Origin of the sequence: Natrinema saccharevitans, from assembly GCF_001953745.1 — an archaeon.
Taxonomy (GTDB): Archaea; Halobacteriota; Halobacteria; order Halobacteriales; family Natrialbaceae; genus Natrinema; species Natrinema saccharevitans.
Window position 1 is genome coordinate 3,085,837 of sequence record NZ_LWLN01000001.1, and the last position, 21,956, is coordinate 3,107,792.

Here is a 21,956-nt window from a genome sequence, read left to right on the forward strand (position 1 = left end):
CCGGTCGAGCCGACGCGTTCGCGTCGCTTTACAGCGCCGGTTCGATCCGGTCTGTGAGTTCGGACGACTCGAGGTCGTCGCCGGTCACGCCGGAGACGGCGTCCTGGAAGTTCGTTCGGTAACTGCCCGGACCGGCGTAGTCCATCGCGGCCGCGCGCTCGCCGGCGAGACCGAACGCGAGCGTGCCGTGGACGGCGGCCTCGCGGGTGTCCTCGAGCGCGCCGGCGAAGGTGCCGACGGTCGCGCCGAGCATGCAACCGGTGCCGACGACGTCGCCGAGCATCTCGTGGCCGGCCGACAGGCGGACCGCGCCGTCGGCGTCGGCGACGACGTCCTCGACGCCCGAGGCGACGACGACCGCGCCGGTCGAGTCGGCGACCGACTGGGCGGTCTCCTCGATCGCCTCGTAGTCGCCGACGGACTCGACGCCCTCGACGTTCGCTTCGACCCCGGCCAGGGCGCTGATCTCGCCGTAGTTGCCCTTGATCGCGGCGAACTCGACCGCCTCGAGGAGGCTCTCGGTGACCGCCTCGCGAGAGGGGGTCGAGCCGAGGCCGACGGGGTCGAGGACGACCGGCACGTCGCGCTCGTTGGCCTTCCGACCGGCCTCGTGCATGGCCTCGACGCGGTCGTCGGGGATCTGCCCGATGTTGATGACGAGGGCGCGCGCGGCCGCGGTCATCTCGCCGGCGTCGCCGAAGGAGTCGGCCATCACCGGCAGTCCGCCCCAGTGCAGCGTCAGGTTCGCCACGTCGTTGATCGTCACCGTGTTGGTCACGTGCTGGACGAGCGGCTCCGTCTCCCGAACGGTCCGAACCGAGTCGGCGAGGTCGGCCGCGGCGATGTCGGTAACGCTCATTCGCCTCGACCTCCGTCGGCGACTCCCTTCGAGGTTTCGACGGCCTCGGCAAGCGCCTCGGTCGCCGCCGCCGGGGCGGCGGCCGTCGCGATCTCGCTGATGACGGCCACGCCGGCCGCGCCCGCCTCGACCACCGGACCGGCGTTGTCGGCCGTGATGCCGCCGATCCCAACGACAGGGATCGAGACGGCGTCGACGATCTCGGCGATCCGTTCCGGGCCGATCCCGTCTTTCCCGTCCTCGACGTCCTTCGAGGAGGTGCCGTAGACCGCCCCGACGCCGAGGTAGTCCGCGCCCTCGCGTTCGGCCTCGCGGGCCTCGGCGACCGTCGACGTCGAACAGCCGACGATCGCGTCCGGCCCGAACAGGTCGCGGGCGACCCCGACCGACAGGTCGGACTGGCCGACGTGGACGCCGTCGGCGTCGATCGCCTCGGCGATGTCGACCCGGTCGTTGACGAGCAGGTCGACGCCCGCGTCGGCCGTCAGCTCGCGCAACTCGAGGCCCAGTTCGTACCGCGAGCGGGCGCTCGCGTCCTTCTCGCGCAGCTGGACGGCGTCGACGCCGCCGTCGATGGCCGCACGGACGATCTCGGGCGTCGACCGGCCGTCGGAGATCGACGCCTGCGTGACGAGGTAGGTCCGCCAGTTCGAGGGATTCACGGGCGGTACCAGTCGGTAGTGCCACTAAGCAGTGTCGGTCGGACCCGGTCGCGACCGACCATCGCGGCGGCCGAGCGCTACGGCGACGGCTCGAGGGCGTCTTCGCCGGTCCGGACGAGCGCCTCCCAGTCGTCGTCCTCGCGGACGGCCGGAAACGGTCGCGGCCGGTCGGGCGCGTCGGACTTCTCGGCCAGCGGTCGCCGCCACCACGCTACGTCCTGCCACTCGTCTTGCGTGTAGCCGATCGCCGGGAAGTCGACCAGCCGCTCGAACCCCATCGACTCGTGGAACCGCTCCGTCTCGGGATTGGGAACCGTCGTCACGGCGTAGGCGTCGCGGATCCCCTGGCGCTCGAGGACGGCGAACAGCGACTCGTAGAGCGCGCGACCGACGCTCGACCCGCGGGCCGACGCGGCGACGTAGACCGACAGTTCGACGACCCACTCGTAGGCGCGGCGCTTCCGAAGCGGGCCGGCGTAGGCGTAGCCGACGACCGCGCCGTCGCGTTCACAGACGAGCCACGGATGTCGCTCGAGGGTCGACTCGATCCGGTCGGCCAGCTCGCGTTCGGTCGGTGGGGTCTCTTCGAAGGTGACCGCCGTCGACTCGCAGAAGGGCGCGTAGATGTCGCGCGCGGCGGCCGAGTCGGTCGGCGTCGCGACGCGGATCCGAGCGTCGGAAGGCATGGTCGTGGCTCCCGTGCGGTCGCGAATAAGTCCGCCGAACGACGCCGACGACGCGGCCGGGCGTTCCGGCGACGACCGGGACGCGTCGCTGGCCGGTAGAGACTGCCTCGAGAAGGAACCGTTCTCCCGTCGTATCTACACCTTGTGACCAGAACCACTTAAAGAACGAGCGCCGCCGCTCGAGAGGGGCGGCGAGGGCGAACCGAACGGGAGCGTCGGTGCGGCCGGTTCCATCGGCCGGCATCGAACCGCGACGTCATCGCAAGTTCCATACCCGGCGTGGCGAGTAGCTGACCGCGAATGCAGCGAGCGACCGTCCGCCGATCGACACATCCCGCGAGCGATGACTCGCGACGCGAGGGGGCGCGCTGACCGATGGCCGACCTGCTCGCCATCTTCGGCTCGGCGATCGGACCGATCGTCGCCATCGCGGCGGTGGGCTACGTGCTGGCCACCGTCAAGGCGGTCGATCCCGAGCCACTGAACACCGCCGTCGTCTACGTCCTCGCGCCCGCCCTGGTCTTTCACAGCCTCGCCACCACCGAACTCGAGGCGGCGACGCTGGTGCGCGTGACGGTCGGAATCGGCGTCTTCACGGCCGCGATGTGGGCGGTCGCGGAACTGGCCGGCCGCGCCGTCGGCGAACGGGAGCCGGCGCTGAGTGGGCTGGTACTCGTCGCGATCTTCACCAACTCCGGCAACCTCGGGATCCCGGTCTCGGACTTCGCGTTCGGCCCGGTCGGCCGCCAGACGGCCGTCCTCTTCCTCTCGGTCCAGTCCGTGCTGATGTACACTGTCGGCGTCTACGTCGCCTCCCGGAGCAGCGGCTCGGCCGGCCTCGAGGGCGTCCGCCGGGTGTTCTACATCCCGCTGGTCTACGCCGTCGCCGCCGCGCTGGGCGCGCGGGCGCTGGGCGTCGTCCCACCGGCGGACACCGCGGCGATGGAGACCCTGCGACTCGTCGGCGACGCCTCGATCCCGCTGATGTTGCTCATCCTCGGGATCCAGCTCGCGCGGGCCGACACCGCCTCGGCGATTTCCCGGGCCTGGCCCGCGACCGCGCTCAAGACGGTCGTCGCGCCGGTGGTCGGACTCGGCGTCGCCGTGCTGATCGGCTTCGAGAACCCGACCGTCGCGCGCGTGTTCGTCCTCGAGACGGCCATGCCCGCCGCGGTGACGCCGCTGGTGTTGGTCATCGAGTTCGCGGACGGCGCGCGAACGGAGGGGATTCTCGTCTCGGAGTACGTCTCGACCTGCGTCCTCCTGACGACGCTGCTTTCGGTGCCGATACTGACCGGGCTGATCGCACTCCTGCAGTCGGGCGTGGTGATCTGAACGCGACAAGCGGGCAACGACTCGAGATCGCGTGCCTGCGCGCCGTCCATGCATAGGTCGGGCCAAGGACTATGCGTCTCGTTCCCACAGTTAACAACGATCCGCGTCCGGGACTGACACTGATCCGGAGGTGGATCACGCCGACCGATCCGACACCGCGAGCGCCACGATTGGGACGTTGGGGGCGGCGAACCCGGGGCTCACACCCCCTTTTGACTCGAGCGGCCGAACACAGCTCACGGCGACGGCACTCGGGAGCGACGCGAACCCGAGTACGACGGCGGAAAACGAGACGGATCGGAACCCGCTAGTGGGCCTGATCGTGGGGGTTCAGCGCCGTGCCGTAGTTCTCGGCGTGATCGGAGTACTCGATGAACCGCGGCGCGTCGGGGTCGAAGGGCCGCTCCAAGCTCTCGAAGGCCTTCTTTTTGTCCCAGCCCTGTAGTTTGCCGACCGCCGACTTGTCCTCCAAGTCGTGGTAGTCGAGTTTCGGCTCGGTCAGCTCCCAGGCGTTCATCCCCTGCTCGGTGCGGACGATGACGCTCGAGTACTCGTCGCTCGAGCCGACGGAGCCGACGGTGATGTCCGAACAGAACCCGGTGAAGTCGGCACACTCGTCACAGCCCTTGAGCGCGGCGTCGTGGAAGTTCTCGATGTCCTCCTCGACGATCATCTCGCCGTCGTGGTCGTAGACCATCATCTTCCCGTCGAGGACGTCCATCTTGCCGATCTCTTCGGGTGAGATGCCGCGTTGCTCCTCGAGTTGCTCGCCCATGAGGCTGTGGTAGTTGAAGTTCTTCGTACACATCAGCGCGATCGTGTAATCGACCGCGCGGATGCCCTCGTTCTGGGCCTGGTAGTCCCACTCGAAGTCCTGCAGGGCGCGGATGCCCTCGATCTCACAGGGCGTGCCGACGATGGCCAGCGAGAGGTCCTCCCAGTCCTTGTCGGGGAGTTTGTGTTCCCACTGCTCGAGATCGAGGTTGCCAAGCGCCAGCGTCTGGTTGTAGACGGTGCCGGCGTTTTCGATGAGTTCCTCGGTCGTGGTGGCGAGGTAACTCTCGGCCTTCCAGGCCTCCTCGTCGCTCTCGGTCGCGACGAGCGCGCCGTCGATCTCGCCTTCCTCGAGCAGCGTCGCGAGGACGCCGGTGACGACGCCGCCGTCCTGGGCCCCGTCGGTCCAGTCGTCCTCGACCCTCGCCGAGAACTCCGTGATCGGGTCGCCCGCGCCTTTGACGTTGTCCTCGCCGCCGGTGATCTTCCACTGGCGCTCGTAGCGCATGCCGCCGCGGGGACAGAAGTCCCAACACATCGAACAGCCGGTACACATCTTGACCAGTTCCGGCAGGCCGTCGTCGCCGACCCCGATCGAGTCCGACGGACAGGCGGCGACGCAGGTCCCACACTGGATACAGCGGCCCTCGTCGATGACCGCCTCGTCCAGTTCCATGAACCAGGTCTTCTCGTCCGGCGTCTCGATGTCGTTCATCCGCGAGCGGATCGAGTACTCCGGCGTGTCCAGATCGACGCCCTCGGGAACCCCGACGCGCGTATCGGGGGCGTCGTCGTAGACGTCCTGACTGGCGTCCTCGGCGGGCTCGGTGAACTCGAGGTCGCCGAGTTCGCCCATCTCGTCGACGTTGGCGACGCCGGCACCGTCCGTGGCGACGGGCTGCGTTTCCGGTTCGGCATCGGCAGCGGTCTGCTCGCCGCAGGTACAGGAATCGGGCGAGCAGCTGTCACCCTCTGCGCTCGCACCGCCGTCGGTCGCGATGGCGCCCTCTCGAGCGTGGTCGGTGTTCTCCCGGGAGCGGGACGCGCCGCCCGCGGCGTCGGGGACGACGACGGCGTCGTCATCGTCGTCCGAGTCGGGAACGTGGGGGAAAGGGGGTTCGTCCTCGCTTCGCTCGGCCTCGCGGCTCGCGTGTCGCTCCGCTCCCGCTCGCTTCTTCGAGGACTCGCTGCGTTCGTCCTCGCGGTCAGTCCCCATGAGCGACACCTCGTACAACCGGTGCGTCCGCGTCCTGCATGATCGACCGAAGCTGCCCGTTGTCGACGCCGCGACACCACTCGTAGAACTGCTCGCCCTCGTCGCGATCCTCGCTGTAGGCCTCGAACAGCTGCTCGAGGGCTGGGATCACGGAGTCGGCGGGCACGGCGCTCTCGACCCAGTCGAGGAACTCGTTGTCGGCACCCAGCGAACCGCCGAGACCGAAGTCCATTCCCTCGACGATGTCGTCACCGTCCTCGTCCTCGAGCTTGACCGTCTCGCCGCGGAAGCCGATGTCGGCGATCTGGGGCTGGGCACACGAGGCCGAGCAGCCGGACATGTGCATCCGGATGGACTCGATGTCGTCGGGCACGTCGATGCGGTCGTCGAGTTCGCGGGCCCAGCGCTTGGTCCGCTTTTTCGTCTCGATGATGGCGTAGTTACAGAACTCGTTGCCCGTACAGCCGACCGCGCCGCGGGAGAACGGCCCCGGATCGGGGCTGTACTCCCGGGCGAACGGCTCCGCCAGCAGGTCGTCGACGTTCTCGTCGGGGATGTGCGTGATGAGGAAGTTCTGGTCGGTCGCGAGGCGGACGGAGGCGTCCTCGGTCCCGTACGTCTCGGCGGCGCGGGCGGCTTCCGCGAACTCGTCGCCGCCCATGCGGCCGGCGATCACGTTGAAGCCGACGTAGTTGAGGCCGTCCTGTTTCTGCTCGTGGACGCCGACGTGATCGCCCTGATAGCCGACGGTGAGGTTCTGGCCGCCGGTCGGCAGGTCGACGGTACAGCGGTCGCGGACGGCCTCCTCGAACTTCTCGGCCCCCATCTGCTCGACGAGATACCGCATGCGACAGACGCCGCGGTTGTTCCGGTCGCCCAGTTCCTTGAACGTCTGGGCGACGGCACGACAGAACTCGACGGCGTCCTCGGGCCTGATGAAGGCGTCGAGTTCGGAACTCATCCGCGGGCCGTCGGAGAGGCCGCCGCCGACGCGGGCGTGGAAGCCGTAGAGGTACTCGCCACCGTCGGACGAGCCTCCGGCTTCGGCGGAGACGCCGATCTCCTTTTTCGCGGGGACGAGCCCGACGTCGTTGATCTGGGACTGGGCGCAGTCGTGGGCACAGCCCGTGATCGTCATCTTGAACTTCCGGGGGAGGTTAGCGTACTCGCGGTTCTCGGTGAAGAAGTCCGAGACGGCCTCGATGACCGGTTGGGCGTTGAAACACTCGTGGTCGTCGAGACCGGCCGCGGGGCAGCCGAGGACGTTCCGGGCCGAGTCACCACAGCCCTGGACCGTCGTCAGACCGACCTCGTCGTAGCGGTCCCACATCTCGGGCACGTCCTCGACGCGGATCCAGTGTTTCTGGATGTCCTGTCGGGTCGTGATGTCGAGGTAGGCGTCGCCCCAGAGTTCGTTCTGCTCCTCGCCGCCGTACTCCTCGGGGGCGACCGCGAGGTCGTCGGTGACCTCGCCGATGACCTCAGCCTGTTCCGGCGTGAGCTTCCCGCCGGGGACCTTGGTCCGGATCATGAAGTAGCCCTCCTGCTTCTGGGCGTACATGCCGGCCCACTTCAGGCGCTCCCACTCGCCGCCGCCGGCGCGTGCTTCGATCTCCTCGAAGGAGAGTTCCTCGTCGGCGTAGTCGTAGACGTCGTCGATGACGTCGAGGGGATGTTTCTCCTGTTTGTGCTGCTCGACCGTATTCATCGGGACCACCGCCGGTCGGCAGCCGCTCGAGCGGTCGCACTGTGTTCAAAGACCATTGTTTAGCGGGTAATGCGACCCCGTTCGTATACACCCCCGCAACTCGGCGAATCATGACGTGGGTCGCCCCCACCAGTAAATATTGCCCCGACGTAGTGCCATCGACGAGGGGGACTGACCGAAACCGTCGGGAGGGCAGCGAAACGAGCGGGTTCGAGTCGACGCCGGGACGCCCCGCGTCGTCAGTAGCGGTAACGGTTTCCGACACCGGACGCTGCCGGCGACGCCGGGGCCGGAAGCGAGACCGGTCGCCGGTCAGGCGAAACAGGCGACGAGTTCGCCCTGCGTTCGGGGATCGGGCTCGAAGCGCAACTCCTCGGCGACTCCGTGGTACCGGGCCCGAAGGACGGCGTTCTCGTCGACGTAGTAGACGACGCGGATGTCCCACCTGTCGCGCGGTTCGACGCTCGACCCGCCGGTCCCGGTCGTCAGGTCGTACCGGATCGCGACCATGACCGCGTCCGGGTCCGTCGACGATCCGACCGATTCCACGCGACCGTCGGTCCGGCGGAGGGCGACGGTCCGTGCTGCAGCACCGTACTGACCGAGGAACGCGTTGTGTCGATACGCCCGCTCGAACGCCGTGACGTACTCGACCATGTCATCGTCCAGCGACGACGGCGACGACGGATACGTCCGCGACTCGAGCGTGCCGCCGTCCGGCGGCTCGGGATCCGGACGGCTGACTTCGTCACACTCGAACCAGTCCGCCGGGACGGTTCCGGAATCCAGCGGCGGGCCGGTCGGCCCGCCGGAGGTATACTCGAAACCGCCCGTCGTGACCGCGACGGTCGTGACGACCGACGCGAGGAGCCCGCGGCGAGAGCAAGGACGGTTCATACGCTAAACCCTCAAACAAACAATAAGTATCTTCTGAAAGAACAACCCACCGGTAGGGGCGACGAGTCGCGGCACCACTCCTCGAGCGGTCGATCAAGCACTTCGCCGGGATCGAACCGCTCTGAATCGCCGCCCCTATCGACGACGAGGAACGGGATCGGTTCCCGGTGGCGTGGGCGATCGATATCGCCGCGGGAGATCGGTTTCGAGAGCCAAGCGGCGGCGAAGACGTGACTCGACGTTACTCCTCGTCACCAAGGAGACGGTCGAGCATCTGGTCGGGATCGAACCGCTCTAAATCGTCGTATCCCTGCCCGACGCCGAGGAACAGGATCGGCTTCCCGGTGACGTGGGCGATCGAGATCGCCGCGCCGCCGTTGGAGTCGGCGTCCGCTTTCGTCAGGATCGCGCCGTCGATCTCGGCGGCGTCGTTGAACTCCCTGGCACGGTTGACGGCGTCCTGTCCCGCGACCGCTTCGTCGACGAACAGCGTCATATCCGGGCCGACGACGCGATCGATCTTCTCGAGTTGGTCCATCAGGCCCTCGTCGGTGTGGAGCCGACCGGCGGTATCGCCCAGCACGACGTCGACGCCGTTGGCCTCGGCGTACTCGACGGCGTCGTACAGCACCGCGGCGGGGTCGCCGCCCTGTTCGTGACTGATGCATTTCGTATCGAGCGCGTCGGCGTGTTCCTGGATCTGCTCGTTGGCACCGGCGCGGTAGGTGTCGCCGTTTGCCATCACCGTCGAGTAGCCCCGCTCCTCGAAGTAGCGGCTCAACTTGGCGATCGAGGTCGTCTTCCCGACGCCGTTGACGCCGGTGAAGACGATGGTAACCGGCTTGTCGGCCTCGGCGATTCGCTCGTCGAAGTCGAACTGGCCGACGCTGATCACGTCATAGATTGCGTTGTGCAGCGCCTCCTCGACGACCTCACCGGTCGAGGTCGTGAAGGTCCGGGTCTCCCCGACCAGTTCGTCGCGGATGTTGTCGAGGATCTCCTCGGCGACGCCCATCTCGACGTCGCTGGAGAGCAGGGCCATCTCGAGTTCGTGTAACGGGCCCTCGAGGTCTTCCTCCTCGATGACGAACTTCCCCTTGACGAGGGACTTGGCCTTCGCACCGAAGCCGGTCCCGCCGTTGTCGGCGGTCGCATCGTCCTCGTCGGCGTCGGCCTCATCCGCGGTCTCGTCGGCGTCCCCGGCGACTGGCCCCTCGTCGACCGCCGTTTCGGCGGCCGGGTCGTCGGCCGCTGGCGTCTCGGCCGACGCCTCGTCCGGCGTCGCGGCGTCGGCCGGATCGTCGTCGGAGCCGGTTTCGTCGGCATCGGATTCGGAATCGTCGGACGACCCCGAAAAGAGCGAGCGGGCTCTGGCGCCGAGCCCGGTCCGGCCGCCGTCGTCGTCTTCGTCGTCCGCCGTGGCCTCCTCATCGACGGCCGATTCCTCGTCCGGGGCCGAACCGGCGTCGTCGGCCTCGCGGTCGGGATCGGTTGCCGGCTCCTGGCCCGCGGATTCGGCCGCGTCCGCAGCGGCGGCCTCGGTCGTCGCCTCCGGTGCCGACCCGGAGGTGACCGCCGCGTCCGGCTCGACCTCGGCGGCCGCCGGGGCCGCCGTCTCGGCGTCGGCGGTAGTATCGGTGGCTTCCGCGTCCGCCGAACTCGCCGGTTCCGGGTCGTCCGGCTCCGGCGGTTCGGTATCGGCGTCGTCGGCGGCGAGTTCGTCCGCTTCGAGGTCGGCCTCGTCGACTCCCTCGACGTTCTCCTCGGCGGCTTCTTCGGCGTCGTCGCGGAAGCTTCCGAGCTTGTCCTTCAGGTTATCGAACATGGATGGCGATAAACGTGCTCCGCCGCGTTACTCGTCGGGCTGGCCCTGGCCCATCCCCTGCATCTGCTGTTGCATCGCCTGCTGCTGGAGCTGCTGGGCCTGCTGCTCGAGTTCGTCGCTCTCGGTCTCGAGTTCCGTGATCTCCTCGTTGAGTTCGTCGATCTGGTCGTCGAGGTGATCTTTCTTGTTCTCGAGGGCGTCGACGGCGTCGTCCTCCTCGAACTCCGCGGCGTAATCGGCGCCGAGGTCGACGATGACTTCGTCGATGTTCTCGATCGTCGTTCGCAGGTAGGCGCCGCCGCCAAGCGGCATCTGGACGGTCGAGCCGGTCTCGAGGGTCTCGATCGCTTCGATGGCCTCGTCGACCTCGGTCTGTTCCTGTCGCAGGGCTTCGACGTTCGCCTGCAGGCCCTCGATCTGTTCTTCGATCTCCTGAAGCTCCTGGGACAGCTGCTGGAGTTGCTGCTGACCCATTATTGGGATACCTCCTCGAGTTCGATCTCGGTGCGTTTGAGCCCGTGCTGGCTTCCGAGCTGGGTGTAGGCGTGTTCACGAGCGACGTTCTCGTTCTCGGCGTCGATGGTCGTCTCGAACTCCGCGAACCCGTCGCGGCTCTTGAATCGACCACTGACCGTAAATTGACTCATGCCTATCCCTCCGGCAGGCAGTCGGAAGAATCTTCCCTTCCCATTCGACGGCCGGCGGCCGACGCGAGGTGTCGGAACGAGGGTCCCGTCCCCGACGTTCCCCACGAGCGAAGGGTCAAGCGTTTTCCGACGGGCGATCGAACCCGACCCCATGAGCGAACTCGATCCCGGCGAGTTGCTGCCCAGCGAGCGAATGCGAGAACAGGCCCTCGAGGGCAGGGTCACCCAGATCCACCGCGGCCAGCAGTACGCCGACGAAGGAGACACGTTCGCGATCGACGACACGACTTTCGAGGTGACCGCGGTTCGAGAGCGCACGCTCGGGGAGCTGACCGACGAGGACGCCCGAGCCGAGGGAATGGACGACCTCGAGGGGTACCGACGCATGCTCGAACGCGCCCACGAGAACTTCGAGTGGGACGACGACAGCGAGGTCGTCCTCCATCGATTCGAACGGCGATAGGTCGTCGTCCTCCGGTCGCCGACGGCGACCGATACGCCGCGAGTAGAGACCACAGTACCCGGCCGCGAGCAGGCCGACCGAGAGCAAACTACCGGCCATGAAGACGAGATCCTGCCGGAACAGCTATAGTAGCTCTTGAAAGTCAATGCACACCCGATCGCAGGACAGCGTTGTGATCGGTGTGTAAATCGTTTCAAGAGCTACTATAGAGTACTCGCTATCGAGTGAACAGACACATCGATCGGAGCGGTCTCGAGAAGACGGAATGCCGACCCGGGCGGCGTCGATCGCGGCCGCTCGAGAAGAACTGAGAACCGAAATGGGTCGCGGCCGACCGTCAGTCGAGATAGCCCAGCGCGTCCTCGATCCGGCCGAGTTCGGGGCCGGTCGTGTCCTCGCCGACGACGTAGCCGGCCTCGTTGGCGATCAGGCCGGAGCCGACCAGCGGCGCGCCGTAGTTGACCGTGCCGACGTCGGCCCGAACGTCTAACGCCTCCTCGAGCCCGTCGAGTTCCGCGTCGGTGGCCTTCGGGTGACAGAGGACGCCGGTGTTGGTCGCCACCGCGGCGGTCCCGACGGTCCGGACCCCGGCGAGGTCGCCGCGTTCGACGGGGACCTCGAGGGTGTCCTCGACGATCTGAATCGCCTCGCGGGGCAGGTCCGGATGGACGTACGCCCCGTAATCGTTCGCGAGGACGACGTTGCCGGCGGCGTTGATATTGCCGGGCAGTTCGGCGACGGGCAGGTCGATCTCGTCCTCGAGGGTCTCGCGTTCGTACTCGAGAACCCGGGAACTGACGAGCAGCCCGTTCTCGTTACCCGTCGCTAGGGCGCCGACCGTCGAGGAGCCGCCGACGGTCGTCCGGACGGCGGGGACCTCGAGTTCGTCGGACAGGTCGGCGACGACGTCGTCGTCGACGTCGTGGCGAACGAGTACGCACGAGTCGGTCGCGCGGGCGAAGACGCCGACGTAGGCCGACCCGGCGAAGGCGAGGCGCTGCAAGTTTAGTCGGCGACCTCGGCTTCGACGACGGCTTCACCCTCCTCGTCGAAGCGGGCCGCGCGGACGCGAAGCTTTCGCGGCGGGTTCGAGCGCCCGTTCGACCAGACTTCCTCGTTGATCGAGGGGTCCAGTCGGATGGCGTCTTCCTCGACCGCGAAGTGTTTCGCGAGGTGTTCGCGGACCAGTCGCATCGCGTAGTCGGCGGCCTCGTGGTTCGCGCCCTTCTTGACGTCTCGCAGGGGAACGGTGACGACGCGTTCCTCGAAATCACTTGCACTCATCGTTACTCGTCAGTGTCGTTGCGCCGCCAGTTGCGTCGCTTGGGGTTGCGCTGGACTTCCATGTCCGTCTTCATCATGACCCAGGCCGGCACGCGGCTGTTCTGGTTCTCGAGTTTGGCAAGTCGCTTCTTCTTGCCCTTCGATTTCTTACCCATAGTGGCCGGACGTAGCCCGCGGTGGCTTAAAATCTTGTCCATCTGGTGGGGCCGGCCGGTCGGCCCTCGAACGGGCACGAGACCGCGCGAACCGTCCCGAAGACGGGGGTTCGGTTCTCGAACCGCCGCCCGAGAAAGGGCGTCACGCACGGCGAGGTCGGTCCGTCCCCGACAGTCACTCGAGCGGGAACGATGCCGCGGTCGAGTAGACCGGTCCCTCGTCGGTGAGGGTGCTCTCGGTGAGTCGGAGCTCGTCGACGCGGGCCTCGCCGATCGTCGGGTCGCGCTCGCGGACGAGGTCCTGGACCAGGTCCTTCCCGCCGGCGTGGGTCATCCGGGCGAGCGTGACGTGCGGCGTGAACTCGTGGTCCTCGGGGTCGAACCCCATCGCCGTCGTCCGGTCCTCGATGGCCTCGTGCAGCCGGGTCAGCTCCTCGCCGCCGTCCGCGACGCCCAGCCAGACGACGCTGATGTACTCGAGGCTCGGGAAGACGCCGAGCCCGCCGTAGCGGACCGTGAAGGGGTCGACGCCGCTCTCCTCGACCGCCGCCTCGAGTTCTCGCTCGAGGGCTGGCAGCCGATCCTCGTCCACGTCGCCGAGGAACTTCATCGTGACGTGAGCCTGTTCGGGATCGGTGACATCGAGGCCGCTGGCGTCGTCGAACGCGGCCTGCAGGTCGGCGACCGGTGCCGCGAGGTCGTCGGGGAGGTCGACGCTGGCGAACAGTCGCATACGCGGAGCCTCGTCGGCGGGCCACTCAAGCGTGACGGGTGCCCGAACCGGCGGCGTCCGCCCCGGGCGGTTCGTAGTTAGGGAGTCGCGTTATGACGGCTGGGGCCCCAGAGAGGGTAATGACCGACGTAGCCGTCCTCGGCGGCGGGATCGGCGGCCTCACCGCGGCCCACGAACTCGCCGAGCGGGGACTCGAGGTGACCGTCTTCGAGGCCAACGACCGCTTCGGGGGCAAAGCGCGCTCGATGCCGATCGACGACGACCCGAACGCGCTCCAGGGCGAACACGGCTTTCGGTTCTTCCCGGCGTTCTACCGGCACGTCGTCGAGACGATGGAACGGATCCCCGACGGCGACGGGGTCGTCGCGGACAACCTCGTCGAGACCGAGGCGACGCTGATCGCCAGTACCGACGGCCGGGAACGGATCGCCGAGACGAAGACGCCCGACTCGGTGCGTGGCTGGCTCGAGGCGCTGCGCCCGGCCTTCGCCGAGGACCTGCCCCGCGAGGACGTCCGGTACCTCCTCGAGCGACTGCTGTACCTGCTGACGGCCTGCCGGAAGCGACGCGAGGAGGAACTCGACGACGTCTCGTGGTGGGAGTTCATCGACGCCGAGAACCGCTCGCCGGAGTTTCGGGACCGGCTCGCCTACGCCACGCAGTCGCTGGTCGCGCTCCGGCCGCAGGTCGGCAGCGCCCGGACCGTCGGCACGATCTACCTGCAGTTGCTGTTCGGTCAGCTCGATCCCACCGCGCCGACCGAGCGGATCCTGAACGCGCCGACGAACGAGGCCTGGATCGATCCCTGGATCCGTCACCTCGAGTCGCTGGGCGTCGAGTTTCGGCCGGGGACGCCCGTACGGGCCCTCGAGTTCGACGGCCGGCGGATCACGGGGGCCACGCTGGCCGACGGAGAGCGGGTCGCGGCCGACGACTACGTGCTGGCGGTGCCGGTCGAAGTCGCCCCCGAGTTCGTCACGCCCCGGCTGCGCCGGGCCGCGCCGGAACTGGGCCGGATCGAGCGCCTCGAGACGGCCTGGATGAACGGGATCCAGTTCTACCTCACCGAGGACGTCGAACTGACGCGTGGCCACCAGGTCTACGCGGACGCCCCGTGGGCGCTGACCTCGATCTCCCAGCGGCAGTTCTGGACCGACGACGCCCTCGCGGGGCGCGGCCCCGACGGGGTCGAGGGCGTCCTCTCGGTGATCGCCTCCGACTGGGACACGCCGGGAATCGTCCACGAGAAGCCCGCGAGGGAGTGTACCCGCGAGGAGATCGCCGCGGAGGTCTGGGCGCAGCTGAAAGCGCACCTGAACGGCCCCGACGAGCGGCTGCGGGACGACCACCTCGTCGACTGGTTCCTCGATCCCTCGATCGTCGAAACGGAAGAGGGGGTGGAGAACCGGTCGCCGCTCCTTATCAACACCGTCGGCTCGCTCCGGAACCGGCCGCCGGCCGACGTCGGCGTCCGAAACCTCGCGCTGGCCAGCGACTACGTGCGGACGAACTCGGATCTGGCCTCGATGGAGTCGGCCAACGAGGCCGGCCGACGGGCGGCAAACGCCGTCCTCGACCGACGCGGTGCCCGCTGCTCGCGGGCGCAGGTCTGGGACCTCGAGGAGCCGGGCGTGTTCGAACCGTTCAAGCGACAGGACCGGGTCCGGTACCGGCTCGGGCTCCCCCACCCGGCCGCGGTGACCCAGTCGCTACGGGGTGTGACCAGGCGGCTCGGCGAGCGAATCTGACGTCTCGAGCCCCGTCGCTATCCGGGTCGCAGCCCTTAACAGTCGCCGTCGCCAATTCCTGACAATGACTGACCGAGACGACGATCGCGACCATCAGTTCTCCGAGGGCGAGGGCTTCGGCGATCCCTACGAGGAGTTCGATCTGGATCCGCCGGAACTCGGCGTCGATCCCTCGAAGGTCGACCCCGTCGACTCCCGCGTCGTCACCGATACGCTGGACGAACACAACATCGATTCGGACGACGTCGACGCCACCGAACTGCTCGACGTCGGACTGAACTACATGCAGATCAACCGCTACGAGCAGGCCACCGAGGCCTTCGAGCGGACCGCTCGCTACGCCGAGGACGACCGTCTCGAGCAGGAGGCCTGGGTCAACAAGGGCGTCGCCCACGCCGAACTCGAGGAGTACGACGAGGCGATCGGGGCCCACCGCGAGGCGCTGCGGATCGACGACGAGAGCGAACACGCCGCCACCGCGGAGACGAACCTCGCCTACGCGCTCTGGGAGTTCGGCGAGACCACCGAGGCGCTCGAACACGCCGAACGCGCCATCGAGATCGACGAACGCTTCGCCGCCGGCTGGTTCAACCGCGCGTTCTTCCTCTCGGAGCGCGGCCTCTCCGAGGAGGCGCTGCACTGCATCGACAACGCGATCCGGCTGGGCCTGCGCAACGCGAAGGTCTTAGAGGAGAAAGCGGAGATTCTCGAGGAACTCGGCGAGTTCGATCAGGCCGAGGAGATCGCCGAGGAGGCGAACGAGATGCGCGAGCGGGCCGAACAGGAGATGATGGACGACCGCAAGGAAACCCTCGGCGGGGGCCAGGGCGGCCCCGGCGGCATGGGTGCCGGACCGGGAGCCGGCGGCCAGCCCGGACTCGGAACCGGCCGGCAGTCGCGACCCCAGCAGGGCGACTTCGGCCTCGAGGGCCTGGGACTCGGTGACCTCGGCACCGACGACGAGGACGAGGACCGCGAGTGGGAACTCGAGTGATCGGATGATCGTCAACGAACGACAGACCCAGGAGGGGCTGCTGGTGGCCGTCTGTGACGAGGACGTTCTGGGCGAGACCTTCGAGGAGGGCGATCTCTCGCTGACCGTCACCGAGGAGTTCTACGGCGGCGACGTAGTCGAGGAGCGCGCGGTCGTCGAGAGCCTCGCGCAGGCCGACGTGGCAAACATCGTCGGCACCCGCGCCGTCGAACTCGCCGTCGAGGAGGGCTTCATCGACGAGGCGAACGTCCTCGAGGTCGGGGCGACGCTGCACGCGCAGTTGCTGCGGATGCAGTAGGGCGCTCGAGCGGACGTCGGCAGGGATCGAGCGTCAGCGGGGAATTTCTGACGGCACGTCGTCGGTAGAGTCGTCGGCTCGAGCGCTCAGAGATCGGCGCGGCCGAACCGGTAGTAGCCGATCGCGACGGGCACGGCCAGCCAGGCGAGCATGACGACGACGCCGAACCAGTCCTGCAGATAGAACGGTGCGTCGCCCGGAAACCGCTCGGCGGGGGTCAGCTGATAGGCCTCCGGCGACTGCAGACCGTACTGGAACTGGAAGGGGTAGATCGTCCCCTCGACGACGCTGCTGGCCAGATTGGTGTACGCGAAGATGGGGTTGAACTGCTCGAGCAGGAGGTACCACGTCTCGGCCTCGATCGGCGGCCCCTCGTCGTAGAGCAGGTAGTAGGGGCCGGCGGTGAGCAGTTCCCAGAGCGCGACGAACACCATGTAGAGTCCGACGACGACGGCCATGGACTTGCCCCGCGAGGAGACGGCCGCGGAGACGCCGACCGCGAGTCCGACGAACGTCGTCCCGAACAGCAGGGAGACGGCGGCAAAGCCCAGCCAGTCGGCGAACGGTACCGAGCCGAAGAGGACGGCCCCGAGGACGAGCGAGGCGAGGAAGGCGAGGCCGACCGCCACCCCGACGACCGCCGTGCGACCCAGCAGTTTGCCGAACACGACGTCGGTCCGGTTCGGCGGCAGGCCGAGCAGAAGCTTGATGCTGCCGGATCGACGCTCGCCGACGACGGCCATGTAGCCGGCGATCAGCGCGGCGACCGGAATGATCACCTGCAGCGGGAGCCCGAGGAAGTTCAGCACCTCGGCCGCGGTCACGTCGTCGGTCGTGTACCAGATCGCGGTGTAGCCGATCACGACCAGCCCGACGAGCAGCCCGATCAGCGACCAGAGGAGCTTCGATCGACCGGCGTCGTCGAACTCCTTGCGGGCGACGCTCGGAATGTGTGTGGTCATCGGGTCACCCCCGATTCGGCTGCGGTCGCGTTCGTCTCGGCCGTCACCGTTATCTCCTCGTTCTCGGCCGCGTCGCCGTTCGTCAAGGCGGTGAACAGCGACTCGAGGGAGACCTCCTCGATCCGCACGTCCGCGATCGTCGCGCCCGCGCCGGCGACGGCGGTCACGACATCGGCCTTCGCGGCCGGATCGGTGACCGTACACTCGAGGGTCCGCCCGGACGCGGTCACGTCGTCGATCCCGGACAGGTCGCGGAGGAGGTCGCAGGCGTCGGCCGCGCTCCGATCGGCCAAGGTCAGCGTCATCGTCGCACCGCCGCCGAGTTCCTCGCGCAGCCCTGCGATCGTGTCGACGGCGACGAGTTCGCCCTCGTTCAACACGCCGACCCGATCACAAACCGCCTCGACGTGTTCGAGGATGTGACTCGAGAAGAAGACGGTCGTCCCGCGCTCGGCCTCGCGACGGACGAGGTCCTGCATCTCGCGGATGCCGTGAGGGTCGAGCCCGGTGGAGGGCTCGTCCATGATCAGCAGGTCGGGGTCGCCGACCAGCGCCATGCCGGTCGCGAGCCGCTGGCGCATCCCCTTCGAGTAGTCGCCGGCCGGCCGCTCGACGTCCGCGGCGTCGAGCCCGACCCGCTCGAGGAGTTCGTCGGGATCGTCGTCGGCTCCTTTCGTCTTCGCGGCGAACTCGATGTGGCGGCGGCCGGACAGCCGGGGGTAGACGTCGAATCCCTCGGGGAGGACGCCGACGCGGGGGCTGATCGCGTCGGCCTCGGCCTGCGCGTCGTAGCCGAGTACGGTCGCCGACCCCGCGGTCGGCCGCGCGAAGTCGAGCAACATGTTGATCGTCGTCGACTTCCCCGCCCCGTTGGGGCCGAGGAAGCCGAACACCTCGCCGTCGTCGACGGTCAGGCTCAGGTCGTCGACGGCGGTGAGATCGCCGTACTCCTTGGTCAGACCGGTCGTTTCGATGGCAACCATCTCGAGCAAGGCTACGGCGGACACGTGTATAGGGCTGGAACCACGGTTTCACGGTCGGAAACTGTGGGGTCTTTTATATCGTCCTGTCATACGAACGATCGAATGACCGACGATGAGGACGAGGAAGTACTCGCCTTACTCGACGACGAGTACGCGCGTCGGATCCTCATCGCGGCCAGCGAGGAACCGATGTCCGTCGACCGCCTCACCGACCGCTGTGACGCCTCGCCGCCGACGATCTACCGGCGGATCGAGCGGCTCGCGGACCAGGGGTTCCTCGACGAGTATCAGGAACTCGATCCCGATGGACACCACTACAAGACCTACAGCACGCGACTCGAGCGCGTGGCGATCGAGATCGCCGAGGGCTCGATGGAGATGGACGTGTATCGCCGCGACGAGGACCCCGCCGACCGGTTCACCCGGCTGTTCGAGGATCTGTGATCGCAATGTTCGGACCACTGTTGCAAACGGTCGAAAGCGAGGGCGGGACGACGGCGATCGCCGTCGCCGTCTTCCTCGGGCAGGCGACCGCGTTCGTGATCGCGTGTTGGATCGCAAAGCGATCCTACGACGGCTACCGGGACGTCCGCCGGAAGCCCCTGCTGTGGCTCGCGCTCGGGATCACGCTGCTGGCCGCGGTGCCGACGGTCCTTCGGTTCCTGTTACCGACGCTGCTCGGTGCCTCGGCGGTGACGACGTCCATCCTCGCGACGAGCAGCGAGATATCGGGACTGGTCGCGATCCTCTATACCGTCTACGGGCGGCCGTGACCGGCATCGTCCGGACCGCTCGAGCGATCGGGAGGTGGGACCGATGACCGGAACCGGACTGGCGACGGTCGCGCTCGAGACGACCGTCTTCGGACTCGACGAGGCGACGACGATCTTCCTGACGGGGCTGACAAGCGCCGCGCTCGGAACGGTCGTGGCGTGGACGGCCTATCGGGGGTACGCGCGAAACGACAGCCGGCCGATGCTGTTTCTGGCCGTCGGCATCGCCTTCCTGACGGTCGTGCCGTTCGTCTCGTCGTACGCGGTCGACTGGGGGACCGACGCGACCGACGCGACGGTGTTGCTCGTCGTCACCGTCTCGCACCTGTTCGGCCTGCTCGCGATCGTTCGCTCGTTCAGGAGACCCGATTCGACATGACACGGACATTCATGAGTTCGACACGCACGACAGTCGGAACCGTACTCGACCGCGTCCGCGCCTGGAGCCGCCGGTTCGTCGGCGTCGTCGCCCGCAAGCGGACCTACGCCAACATCGCGTACCTGCTGCTGTCGTTCCCGCTCGGGATCGGCTACTTCACCGTCCTCGTGACCGGCGCGGCGATCCCGATCGGGCTCGGGTTCGCGCTCGCCGATATGGCCACGACGGAGCCGATCGCGCTCCTTATCGCCGGGATTCCGCTGCTGCTGGTCCTGGTGTGTATCGGCGGGCCGCTCGTGGCCGTCGTCCTGTTCGCGTCGATCGAACTGACCGCCCTCGAGCGGCTGCTGGCGACGCGGTTGCTCGGCGCGGACGTCCGAACCGGCGAGCCGGCCGGCAGCGTCCGCGAGCGGGCCCGCCGGCTCGTCTTCGATCGGGGGACGTGGAAGGGGATCGGCTACCTGTTCAGCAAGTTCGTACTCGGACTCCTCTCGTTTATCGCGGTGATCACGGGGTTTGCGTTTACCTACGCCCTCGTCGCCGCGCCGCTTCACTACCGAAATCAGCTGGTCGGCATCCACATCGCCGACCCGATCGAGGTCGTCCCCGAACTCACCTACCAGCACGAGGACTGGACCGTCGACTTGACCTCCCCGATTCCGCTGTCGATTACCGACGGCGAACTGGTGTCGGTGTACGTCGACTCGCTGCCGTCGGCGCTCGTCGTCTCGGCGGTCGGAATCCTCGTCGGACTGGTCGTCCTCCACCTGTTCAACGCCGTCGCGTGGCTGTTCGCTCGGTACACGGAACTGCTGTTGGACGGCACGCAGCCGTCGATCTTCAGCGAGCCGCCGACGGAGTGAGCCACGCGGCCGCCGTCCGCTCGCCGTCCCCGCCTCCACGCACGTGGACCCGCGGCCGGGAGCGACACCCGACCCGTCGGCGTCGCAAAATCGTTTGGATGTAGCGGTATCCCCGAGACGCACCAACTACCCGTTGCGGCAGGGCACCCACCAGATCCGACCCCACCTCCCCCCTGCCGTCACCCCCCGAACCACGCCTCACCCCACCCCCTTCCTCCCCACCCACCTCCCGTTTTCGCCGATCGTCCGGAGCCGACCCGGTCGGTGATCGCGGCTCCGTACCGGCAAGCGCGGCCGACTCGACGGGATTCCGGAGATGTCGGCCACCACCGGACCGAAGGAGTGTTTTGTGTGCGGTCCTTGCTAGTCGCCAATGAGTCAACAGAACCTCGAGGCGCTCGACGTCGGGGCGATCCGGGAGGAGTATCCCATCCTTCAGCGGGAGTTCAACGTTGCGTCGGAGACGCAACGAGCAGACGGCGAAGCCGTCGACAACGGCGAGCAACTCGTCTATCTCGACAACGCGGCGACGACCCAGACGCCGGACCCGGTCGTCGACGCGATGAGCGACTACTACCGGGAGTACAACGCCAACGTCCACCGCGGCATCCACCACCTCAGTCAGGAGGCATCGATCGCCTACGAGGAGGCCCACGACCGCGTCGCCGACTTCATCGGTGCCGACGGCCGCGAGGAGATCGTCTTCACGAAGAACACGACCGAGGCCGAGAACCTCGTCGCCTACTCGTGGGGACTGAACGAACTCGGCGCCGGCGACGAGATCGTCCTCACCGAGATGGAACACCACGCCTCGCTGGTCACGTGGCAACAGATCGGCAAGCGCACCGGGGCCGACGTCAAGTACGTTCGGGTCACGGACGAGGGCCGCCTCGACATGGATCACGCGAGCGAGATCATCACCGACGACACCGCGATGGTCTCGGCGGTCCACGTCTCGAACACGCTAGGTACGGTCAACCCCGTCACCGACCTGGTCGACATCGCCCACGACCACGACGCGCTGGCTTTCATCGACGGCGCGCAGGCCGTCCCCAACCGCCCCGTCGACGTCGCGGCCATCGACGCCGACTTCTACGCCTTTTCGGGTCACAAAATGGCCGGCCCCACCGGGATCGGCGCCCTCTACGGCAAGCGGGAGATCCTCGAGGAGATGCAGCCGTACCTCTACGGCGGCGACATGATCACGAAGGTCACCTTCGAGGACTCGACCTGGAACGAACTCCCCTGGAAGTTCGAGGCCGGCACGCCACAGATCGCCGAGGCCGTCGGCCTCGTGGCCGCCATCGACTACCTCGAGGACATCGGCATGGAGCGCATCGAGGCCCACGAGGAGGAACTGGCCCGCTACGCCTACGAACAGCTCGACGCCGAGCCCGGCATCGAGATCTACGGCCCCGAACCCGGCCCCGAACGCGGCGGCCTCGTCGGGTTCAACCTCGAGAGCGTCCACGCTCACGACCTGGCCTCGATCATGAACGATCACGCGGTCGCGATCCGCGCCGGCGACCACTGTACCCAGCCGCTGCACGACAAGCTGGGGGTGGCCGCGTCGGCTCGAGCCTCGTTCTACATCTACAACACGAAAGAAGAGGTCGACAAGCTGGTCGCGGCGATCGACGACGCTCGAGAGTTGTTCGCGTAAGCGATCGCGCCCGCGGATCGCCCCGTTACCGGTATCGTCGAGCGGGCGA

General features: G+C 67.8%; 25 protein-coding genes. 10 read left to right on the plus strand and 15 right to left on the minus strand.

The features are described 5' to 3' along the window. Positions 1-28: 28 nt before the first annotated feature. The 3 genes from thiM to A6E15_RS15685 all read right to left on the minus strand — a co-directional run bounded on the left by thiM (position 29) and on the right by A6E15_RS15685 (position 2,207). A complete protein-coding gene (gene thiM, locus A6E15_RS15675) occupies positions 29-859 on the minus strand; it encodes a hydroxyethylthiazole kinase (protein ID WP_076147564.1) in 831 nt (276 codons plus the stop codon). Continuing rightward, positions 856-1,521, minus strand: a complete 666-nt coding sequence (gene thiE / locus A6E15_RS15680) for a thiamine phosphate synthase (RefSeq protein WP_076147566.1) — start codon at positions 1,519-1,521, stop codon at positions 856-858. Before thiE ends, thiM begins: the two co-directional genes overlap by 4 nt. A 77-nt stretch (positions 1,522-1,598) precedes the next feature. Further along, positions 1,599-2,207 (minus strand): GNAT family N-acetyltransferase, encoded by a 609-nt coding sequence (locus A6E15_RS15685; RefSeq protein ID WP_076147568.1) that lies wholly within the window; start codon positions 2,205-2,207, stop codon positions 1,599-1,601. Positions 2,208-2,582: 375 nt separating this feature from the next. Between A6E15_RS15685 and A6E15_RS15690 the strand changes: the two genes are divergently transcribed. Beyond that, on the plus strand, positions 2,583-3,542 hold the full coding sequence (locus A6E15_RS15690) for an AEC family transporter (RefSeq protein WP_076147569.1): 960 nt from the start codon (positions 2,583-2,585) through the stop codon (positions 3,540-3,542). Positions 3,543-3,849: 307 nt separating this feature from the next. On the opposite strand, the gene A6E15_RS15695 is transcribed toward A6E15_RS15690, so the two are convergent. From A6E15_RS15695 to rpl18a, 6 genes are all read right to left on the minus strand, one after another. After that, complete coding sequence (locus A6E15_RS15695) at positions 3,850-5,532, minus strand: Coenzyme F420 hydrogenase/dehydrogenase, beta subunit C-terminal domain (protein ID WP_076147571.1); 1,683 nt, start codon at positions 5,530-5,532, stop codon at positions 3,850-3,852. Then, entirely contained in the window at positions 5,522-7,240 is a 1,719-nt protein-coding gene (locus tag A6E15_RS15700; RefSeq protein WP_076147572.1) for a nitrite/sulfite reductase, read from the minus strand. Before A6E15_RS15700 ends, A6E15_RS15695 begins: the two co-directional genes overlap by 11 nt. Before the next feature lie 312 nt (positions 7,241-7,552). Further along, a complete protein-coding gene (locus A6E15_RS15705; RefSeq protein ID WP_076147574.1) occupies positions 7,553-8,137 on the minus strand; it encodes a hypothetical protein in 585 nt (194 codons plus the stop codon). A gap of 241 nt (positions 8,138-8,378) precedes the next feature. Next, positions 8,379-9,962, minus strand: a complete 1,584-nt coding sequence (ftsY, locus tag A6E15_RS15710; protein ID WP_076147575.1) for a signal recognition particle-docking protein FtsY — start codon at positions 9,960-9,962, stop codon at positions 8,379-8,381. Positions 9,963-9,989: 27 nt separating this feature from the next. After that, the gene (gene pfdA, locus A6E15_RS15715; RefSeq protein WP_076147577.1) at positions 9,990-10,436 is read right to left on the minus strand and encodes a prefoldin subunit alpha; all 447 of its coding nucleotides are present in this window, start codon (positions 10,434-10,436) and stop codon (positions 9,990-9,992) included. After that, complete coding sequence (gene rpl18a, locus A6E15_RS15720; protein ID WP_066299270.1) at positions 10,436-10,609, minus strand: 50S ribosomal protein L18Ae; 174 nt, start codon at positions 10,607-10,609, stop codon at positions 10,436-10,438. Before rpl18a ends, pfdA begins: the two co-directional genes overlap by 1 nt. Before the next feature lie 151 nt (positions 10,610-10,760). Between rpl18a and A6E15_RS15725 the strand changes: the two genes are divergently transcribed. Further along, the gene (locus A6E15_RS15725) at positions 10,761-11,072 is read left to right on the plus strand and encodes an ASCH domain-containing protein (protein WP_076147578.1); all 312 of its coding nucleotides are present in this window, start codon (positions 10,761-10,763) and stop codon (positions 11,070-11,072) included. A gap of 337 nt (positions 11,073-11,409) precedes the next feature. Here the strand turns inward: A6E15_RS15725 and A6E15_RS15730 are convergent, their stop codons facing one another. The 4 genes from A6E15_RS15730 to thpR all read right to left on the minus strand — a co-directional run bounded on the left by A6E15_RS15730 (position 11,410) and on the right by thpR (position 13,244). Beyond that, positions 11,410-12,075, minus strand: coding sequence for a translation initiation factor IF-6 (locus A6E15_RS15730; protein WP_076147580.1), 666 nt, complete (start codon positions 12,073-12,075; stop codon positions 11,410-11,412). 2 nt (positions 12,076-12,077) lie between these two features. Beyond that, on the minus strand, positions 12,078-12,356 hold the full coding sequence (locus A6E15_RS15735; RefSeq protein WP_006182969.1) for a 50S ribosomal protein L31e: 279 nt from the start codon (positions 12,354-12,356) through the stop codon (positions 12,078-12,080). 2 nt (positions 12,357-12,358) lie between these two features. Further along, complete coding sequence (locus A6E15_RS15740; protein WP_004267621.1) at positions 12,359-12,511, minus strand: 50S ribosomal protein L39e; 153 nt, start codon at positions 12,509-12,511, stop codon at positions 12,359-12,361. A 175-nt stretch (positions 12,512-12,686) separates the two neighbouring features. Then, the gene (gene thpR / locus A6E15_RS15745; protein ID WP_076147581.1) at positions 12,687-13,244 is read right to left on the minus strand and encodes an RNA 2',3'-cyclic phosphodiesterase; all 558 of its coding nucleotides are present in this window, start codon (positions 13,242-13,244) and stop codon (positions 12,687-12,689) included. A 119-nt stretch (positions 13,245-13,363) separates the two neighbouring features. Here thpR and A6E15_RS15750 point away from each other — a divergent pair, with 119 nt between their 5' ends. The 3 genes from A6E15_RS15750 (at position 13,364) to A6E15_RS15760 (ending at position 16,284) form a co-directional block, all read left to right on the plus strand. Beyond that, positions 13,364-14,992: a hydroxysqualene dehydroxylase gene (locus A6E15_RS15750; RefSeq protein ID WP_076147583.1), complete on the plus strand. Its 1,629-nt coding sequence runs from the start codon at positions 13,364-13,366 to the stop codon at positions 14,990-14,992. A 64-nt stretch (positions 14,993-15,056) separates the two neighbouring features. Continuing rightward, positions 15,057-15,986, plus strand: coding sequence for a tetratricopeptide repeat protein (locus tag A6E15_RS15755; RefSeq protein WP_076147585.1), 930 nt, complete (start codon positions 15,057-15,059; stop codon positions 15,984-15,986). A gap of 4 nt (positions 15,987-15,990) precedes the next feature. After that, positions 15,991-16,284: a DUF424 domain-containing protein gene (locus tag A6E15_RS15760; protein ID WP_076147586.1), complete on the plus strand. Its 294-nt coding sequence runs from the start codon at positions 15,991-15,993 to the stop codon at positions 16,282-16,284. A gap of 86 nt (positions 16,285-16,370) precedes the next feature. Here A6E15_RS15760 and A6E15_RS15765 read toward each other — a convergent pair whose 3' ends face one another. Together A6E15_RS15765 and A6E15_RS15770 are read right to left on the minus strand one after the other, a co-directional pair. Then, positions 16,371-17,246 carry an ABC transporter permease gene (locus A6E15_RS15765; protein WP_076147588.1) on the minus strand — a complete coding sequence of 292 codons (876 nt, stop codon included), beginning with the start codon at positions 17,244-17,246 and terminating at the stop codon, positions 16,371-16,373. Further along, positions 17,243-18,229 (minus strand): ABC transporter ATP-binding protein, encoded by a 987-nt coding sequence (locus A6E15_RS15770; RefSeq protein ID WP_076147590.1) that lies wholly within the window; start codon positions 18,227-18,229, stop codon positions 17,243-17,245. Before A6E15_RS15770 ends, A6E15_RS15765 begins: the two co-directional genes overlap by 4 nt. Before the next feature lie 102 nt (positions 18,230-18,331). Between A6E15_RS15770 and A6E15_RS15775 the strand changes: the two genes are divergently transcribed. From A6E15_RS15775 to A6E15_RS15795, 5 genes are all read left to right on the plus strand, one after another. Next, a complete protein-coding gene (locus tag A6E15_RS15775) occupies positions 18,332-18,673 on the plus strand; it encodes an ArsR/SmtB family transcription factor (RefSeq protein ID WP_076147591.1) in 342 nt (113 codons plus the stop codon). A 5-nt stretch (positions 18,674-18,678) separates the two neighbouring features. Continuing rightward, positions 18,679-19,002: a hypothetical protein gene (locus A6E15_RS15780; RefSeq protein ID WP_076147593.1), complete on the plus strand. Its 324-nt coding sequence runs from the start codon at positions 18,679-18,681 to the stop codon at positions 19,000-19,002. Positions 19,003-19,045: 43 nt separating this feature from the next. After that, on the plus strand, positions 19,046-19,381 hold the full coding sequence (locus A6E15_RS15785) for a DUF7521 family protein (RefSeq protein ID WP_076147595.1): 336 nt from the start codon (positions 19,046-19,048) through the stop codon (positions 19,379-19,381). Positions 19,382-19,392: 11 nt separating this feature from the next. Then, positions 19,393-20,244 (plus strand): sensor domain-containing protein, encoded by an 852-nt coding sequence (locus A6E15_RS15790; protein WP_076147597.1) that lies wholly within the window; start codon positions 19,393-19,395, stop codon positions 20,242-20,244. A 373-nt stretch (positions 20,245-20,617) separates the two neighbouring features. Further along, positions 20,618-21,907, plus strand: coding sequence for an aminotransferase class V-fold PLP-dependent enzyme (locus A6E15_RS15795; protein WP_076147598.1), 1,290 nt, complete (start codon positions 20,618-20,620; stop codon positions 21,905-21,907). Positions 21,908-21,956: the final 49 nt, after the last annotated feature.

Bases quoted from the DNA above. Each gene is read 5' to 3' on its own strand.
- thiM (WP_076147564.1), bottom strand. From the start codon at position 859: ATGAGCGTTACCGACATCGCCGCGGCCGACCTCGCCGACTCGGTTCGG.
- A6E15_RS15685 (WP_076147568.1), bottom strand. From the start codon at position 2,207: ATGCCTTCCGACGCTCGGATCCGCGTCGCGACGCCGACCGACTCGGCC.
- A6E15_RS15690 (WP_076147569.1), top strand. From the start codon at position 2,583: ATGGCCGACCTGCTCGCCATCTTCGGCTCGGCGATCGGACCGATCGTC.
- A6E15_RS15695 (WP_076147571.1), bottom strand. From the start codon at position 5,532: ATGGGGACTGACCGCGAGGACGAACGCAGCGAGTCCTCGAAGAAGCGA.
- A6E15_RS15700 (WP_076147572.1), bottom strand. From the start codon at position 7,240: ATGAATACGGTCGAGCAGCACAAACAGGAGAAACATCCCCTCGACGTC.
- A6E15_RS15705 (WP_076147574.1), bottom strand. From the start codon at position 8,137: ATGAACCGTCCTTGCTCTCGCCGCGGGCTCCTCGCGTCGGTCGTCACG.
- ftsY (WP_076147575.1), bottom strand. From the start codon at position 9,962: ATGTTCGATAACCTGAAGGACAAGCTCGGAAGCTTCCGCGACGACGCC.
- pfdA (WP_076147577.1), bottom strand. From the start codon at position 10,436: ATGGGTCAGCAGCAACTCCAGCAGCTGTCCCAGGAGCTTCAGGAGATC.
- rpl18a (WP_066299270.1), bottom strand. From the start codon at position 10,609: ATGAGTCAATTTACGGTCAGTGGTCGATTCAAGAGCCGCGACGGGTTC.
- A6E15_RS15725 (WP_076147578.1), top strand. From the start codon at position 10,761: ATGAGCGAACTCGATCCCGGCGAGTTGCTGCCCAGCGAGCGAATGCGA.
- A6E15_RS15735 (WP_006182969.1), bottom strand. From the start codon at position 12,356: ATGAGTGCAAGTGATTTCGAGGAACGCGTCGTCACCGTTCCCCTGCGA.
- A6E15_RS15740 (WP_004267621.1), bottom strand. From the start codon at position 12,511: ATGGGTAAGAAATCGAAGGGCAAGAAGAAGCGACTTGCCAAACTCGAG.
- thpR (WP_076147581.1), bottom strand. From the start codon at position 13,244: ATGCGACTGTTCGCCAGCGTCGACCTCCCCGACGACCTCGCGGCACCG.
- A6E15_RS15750 (WP_076147583.1), top strand. From the start codon at position 13,364: ATGACCGACGTAGCCGTCCTCGGCGGCGGGATCGGCGGCCTCACCGCG.
- A6E15_RS15755 (WP_076147585.1), top strand. From the start codon at position 15,057: ATGACTGACCGAGACGACGATCGCGACCATCAGTTCTCCGAGGGCGAG.
- A6E15_RS15760 (WP_076147586.1), top strand. From the start codon at position 15,991: ATGATCGTCAACGAACGACAGACCCAGGAGGGGCTGCTGGTGGCCGTC.
- A6E15_RS15765 (WP_076147588.1), bottom strand. From the start codon at position 17,246: ATGACCACACACATTCCGAGCGTCGCCCGCAAGGAGTTCGACGACGCC.
- A6E15_RS15770 (WP_076147590.1), bottom strand. From the start codon at position 18,229: ATGGTTGCCATCGAAACGACCGGTCTGACCAAGGAGTACGGCGATCTC.
- A6E15_RS15775 (WP_076147591.1), top strand. From the start codon at position 18,332: ATGACCGACGATGAGGACGAGGAAGTACTCGCCTTACTCGACGACGAG.
- A6E15_RS15780 (WP_076147593.1), top strand. From the start codon at position 18,679: ATGTTCGGACCACTGTTGCAAACGGTCGAAAGCGAGGGCGGGACGACG.
- A6E15_RS15785 (WP_076147595.1), top strand. From the start codon at position 19,046: ATGACCGGAACCGGACTGGCGACGGTCGCGCTCGAGACGACCGTCTTC.
- A6E15_RS15790 (WP_076147597.1), top strand. From the start codon at position 19,393: ATGAGTTCGACACGCACGACAGTCGGAACCGTACTCGACCGCGTCCGC.
- A6E15_RS15795 (WP_076147598.1), top strand. From the start codon at position 20,618: ATGAGTCAACAGAACCTCGAGGCGCTCGACGTCGGGGCGATCCGGGAG.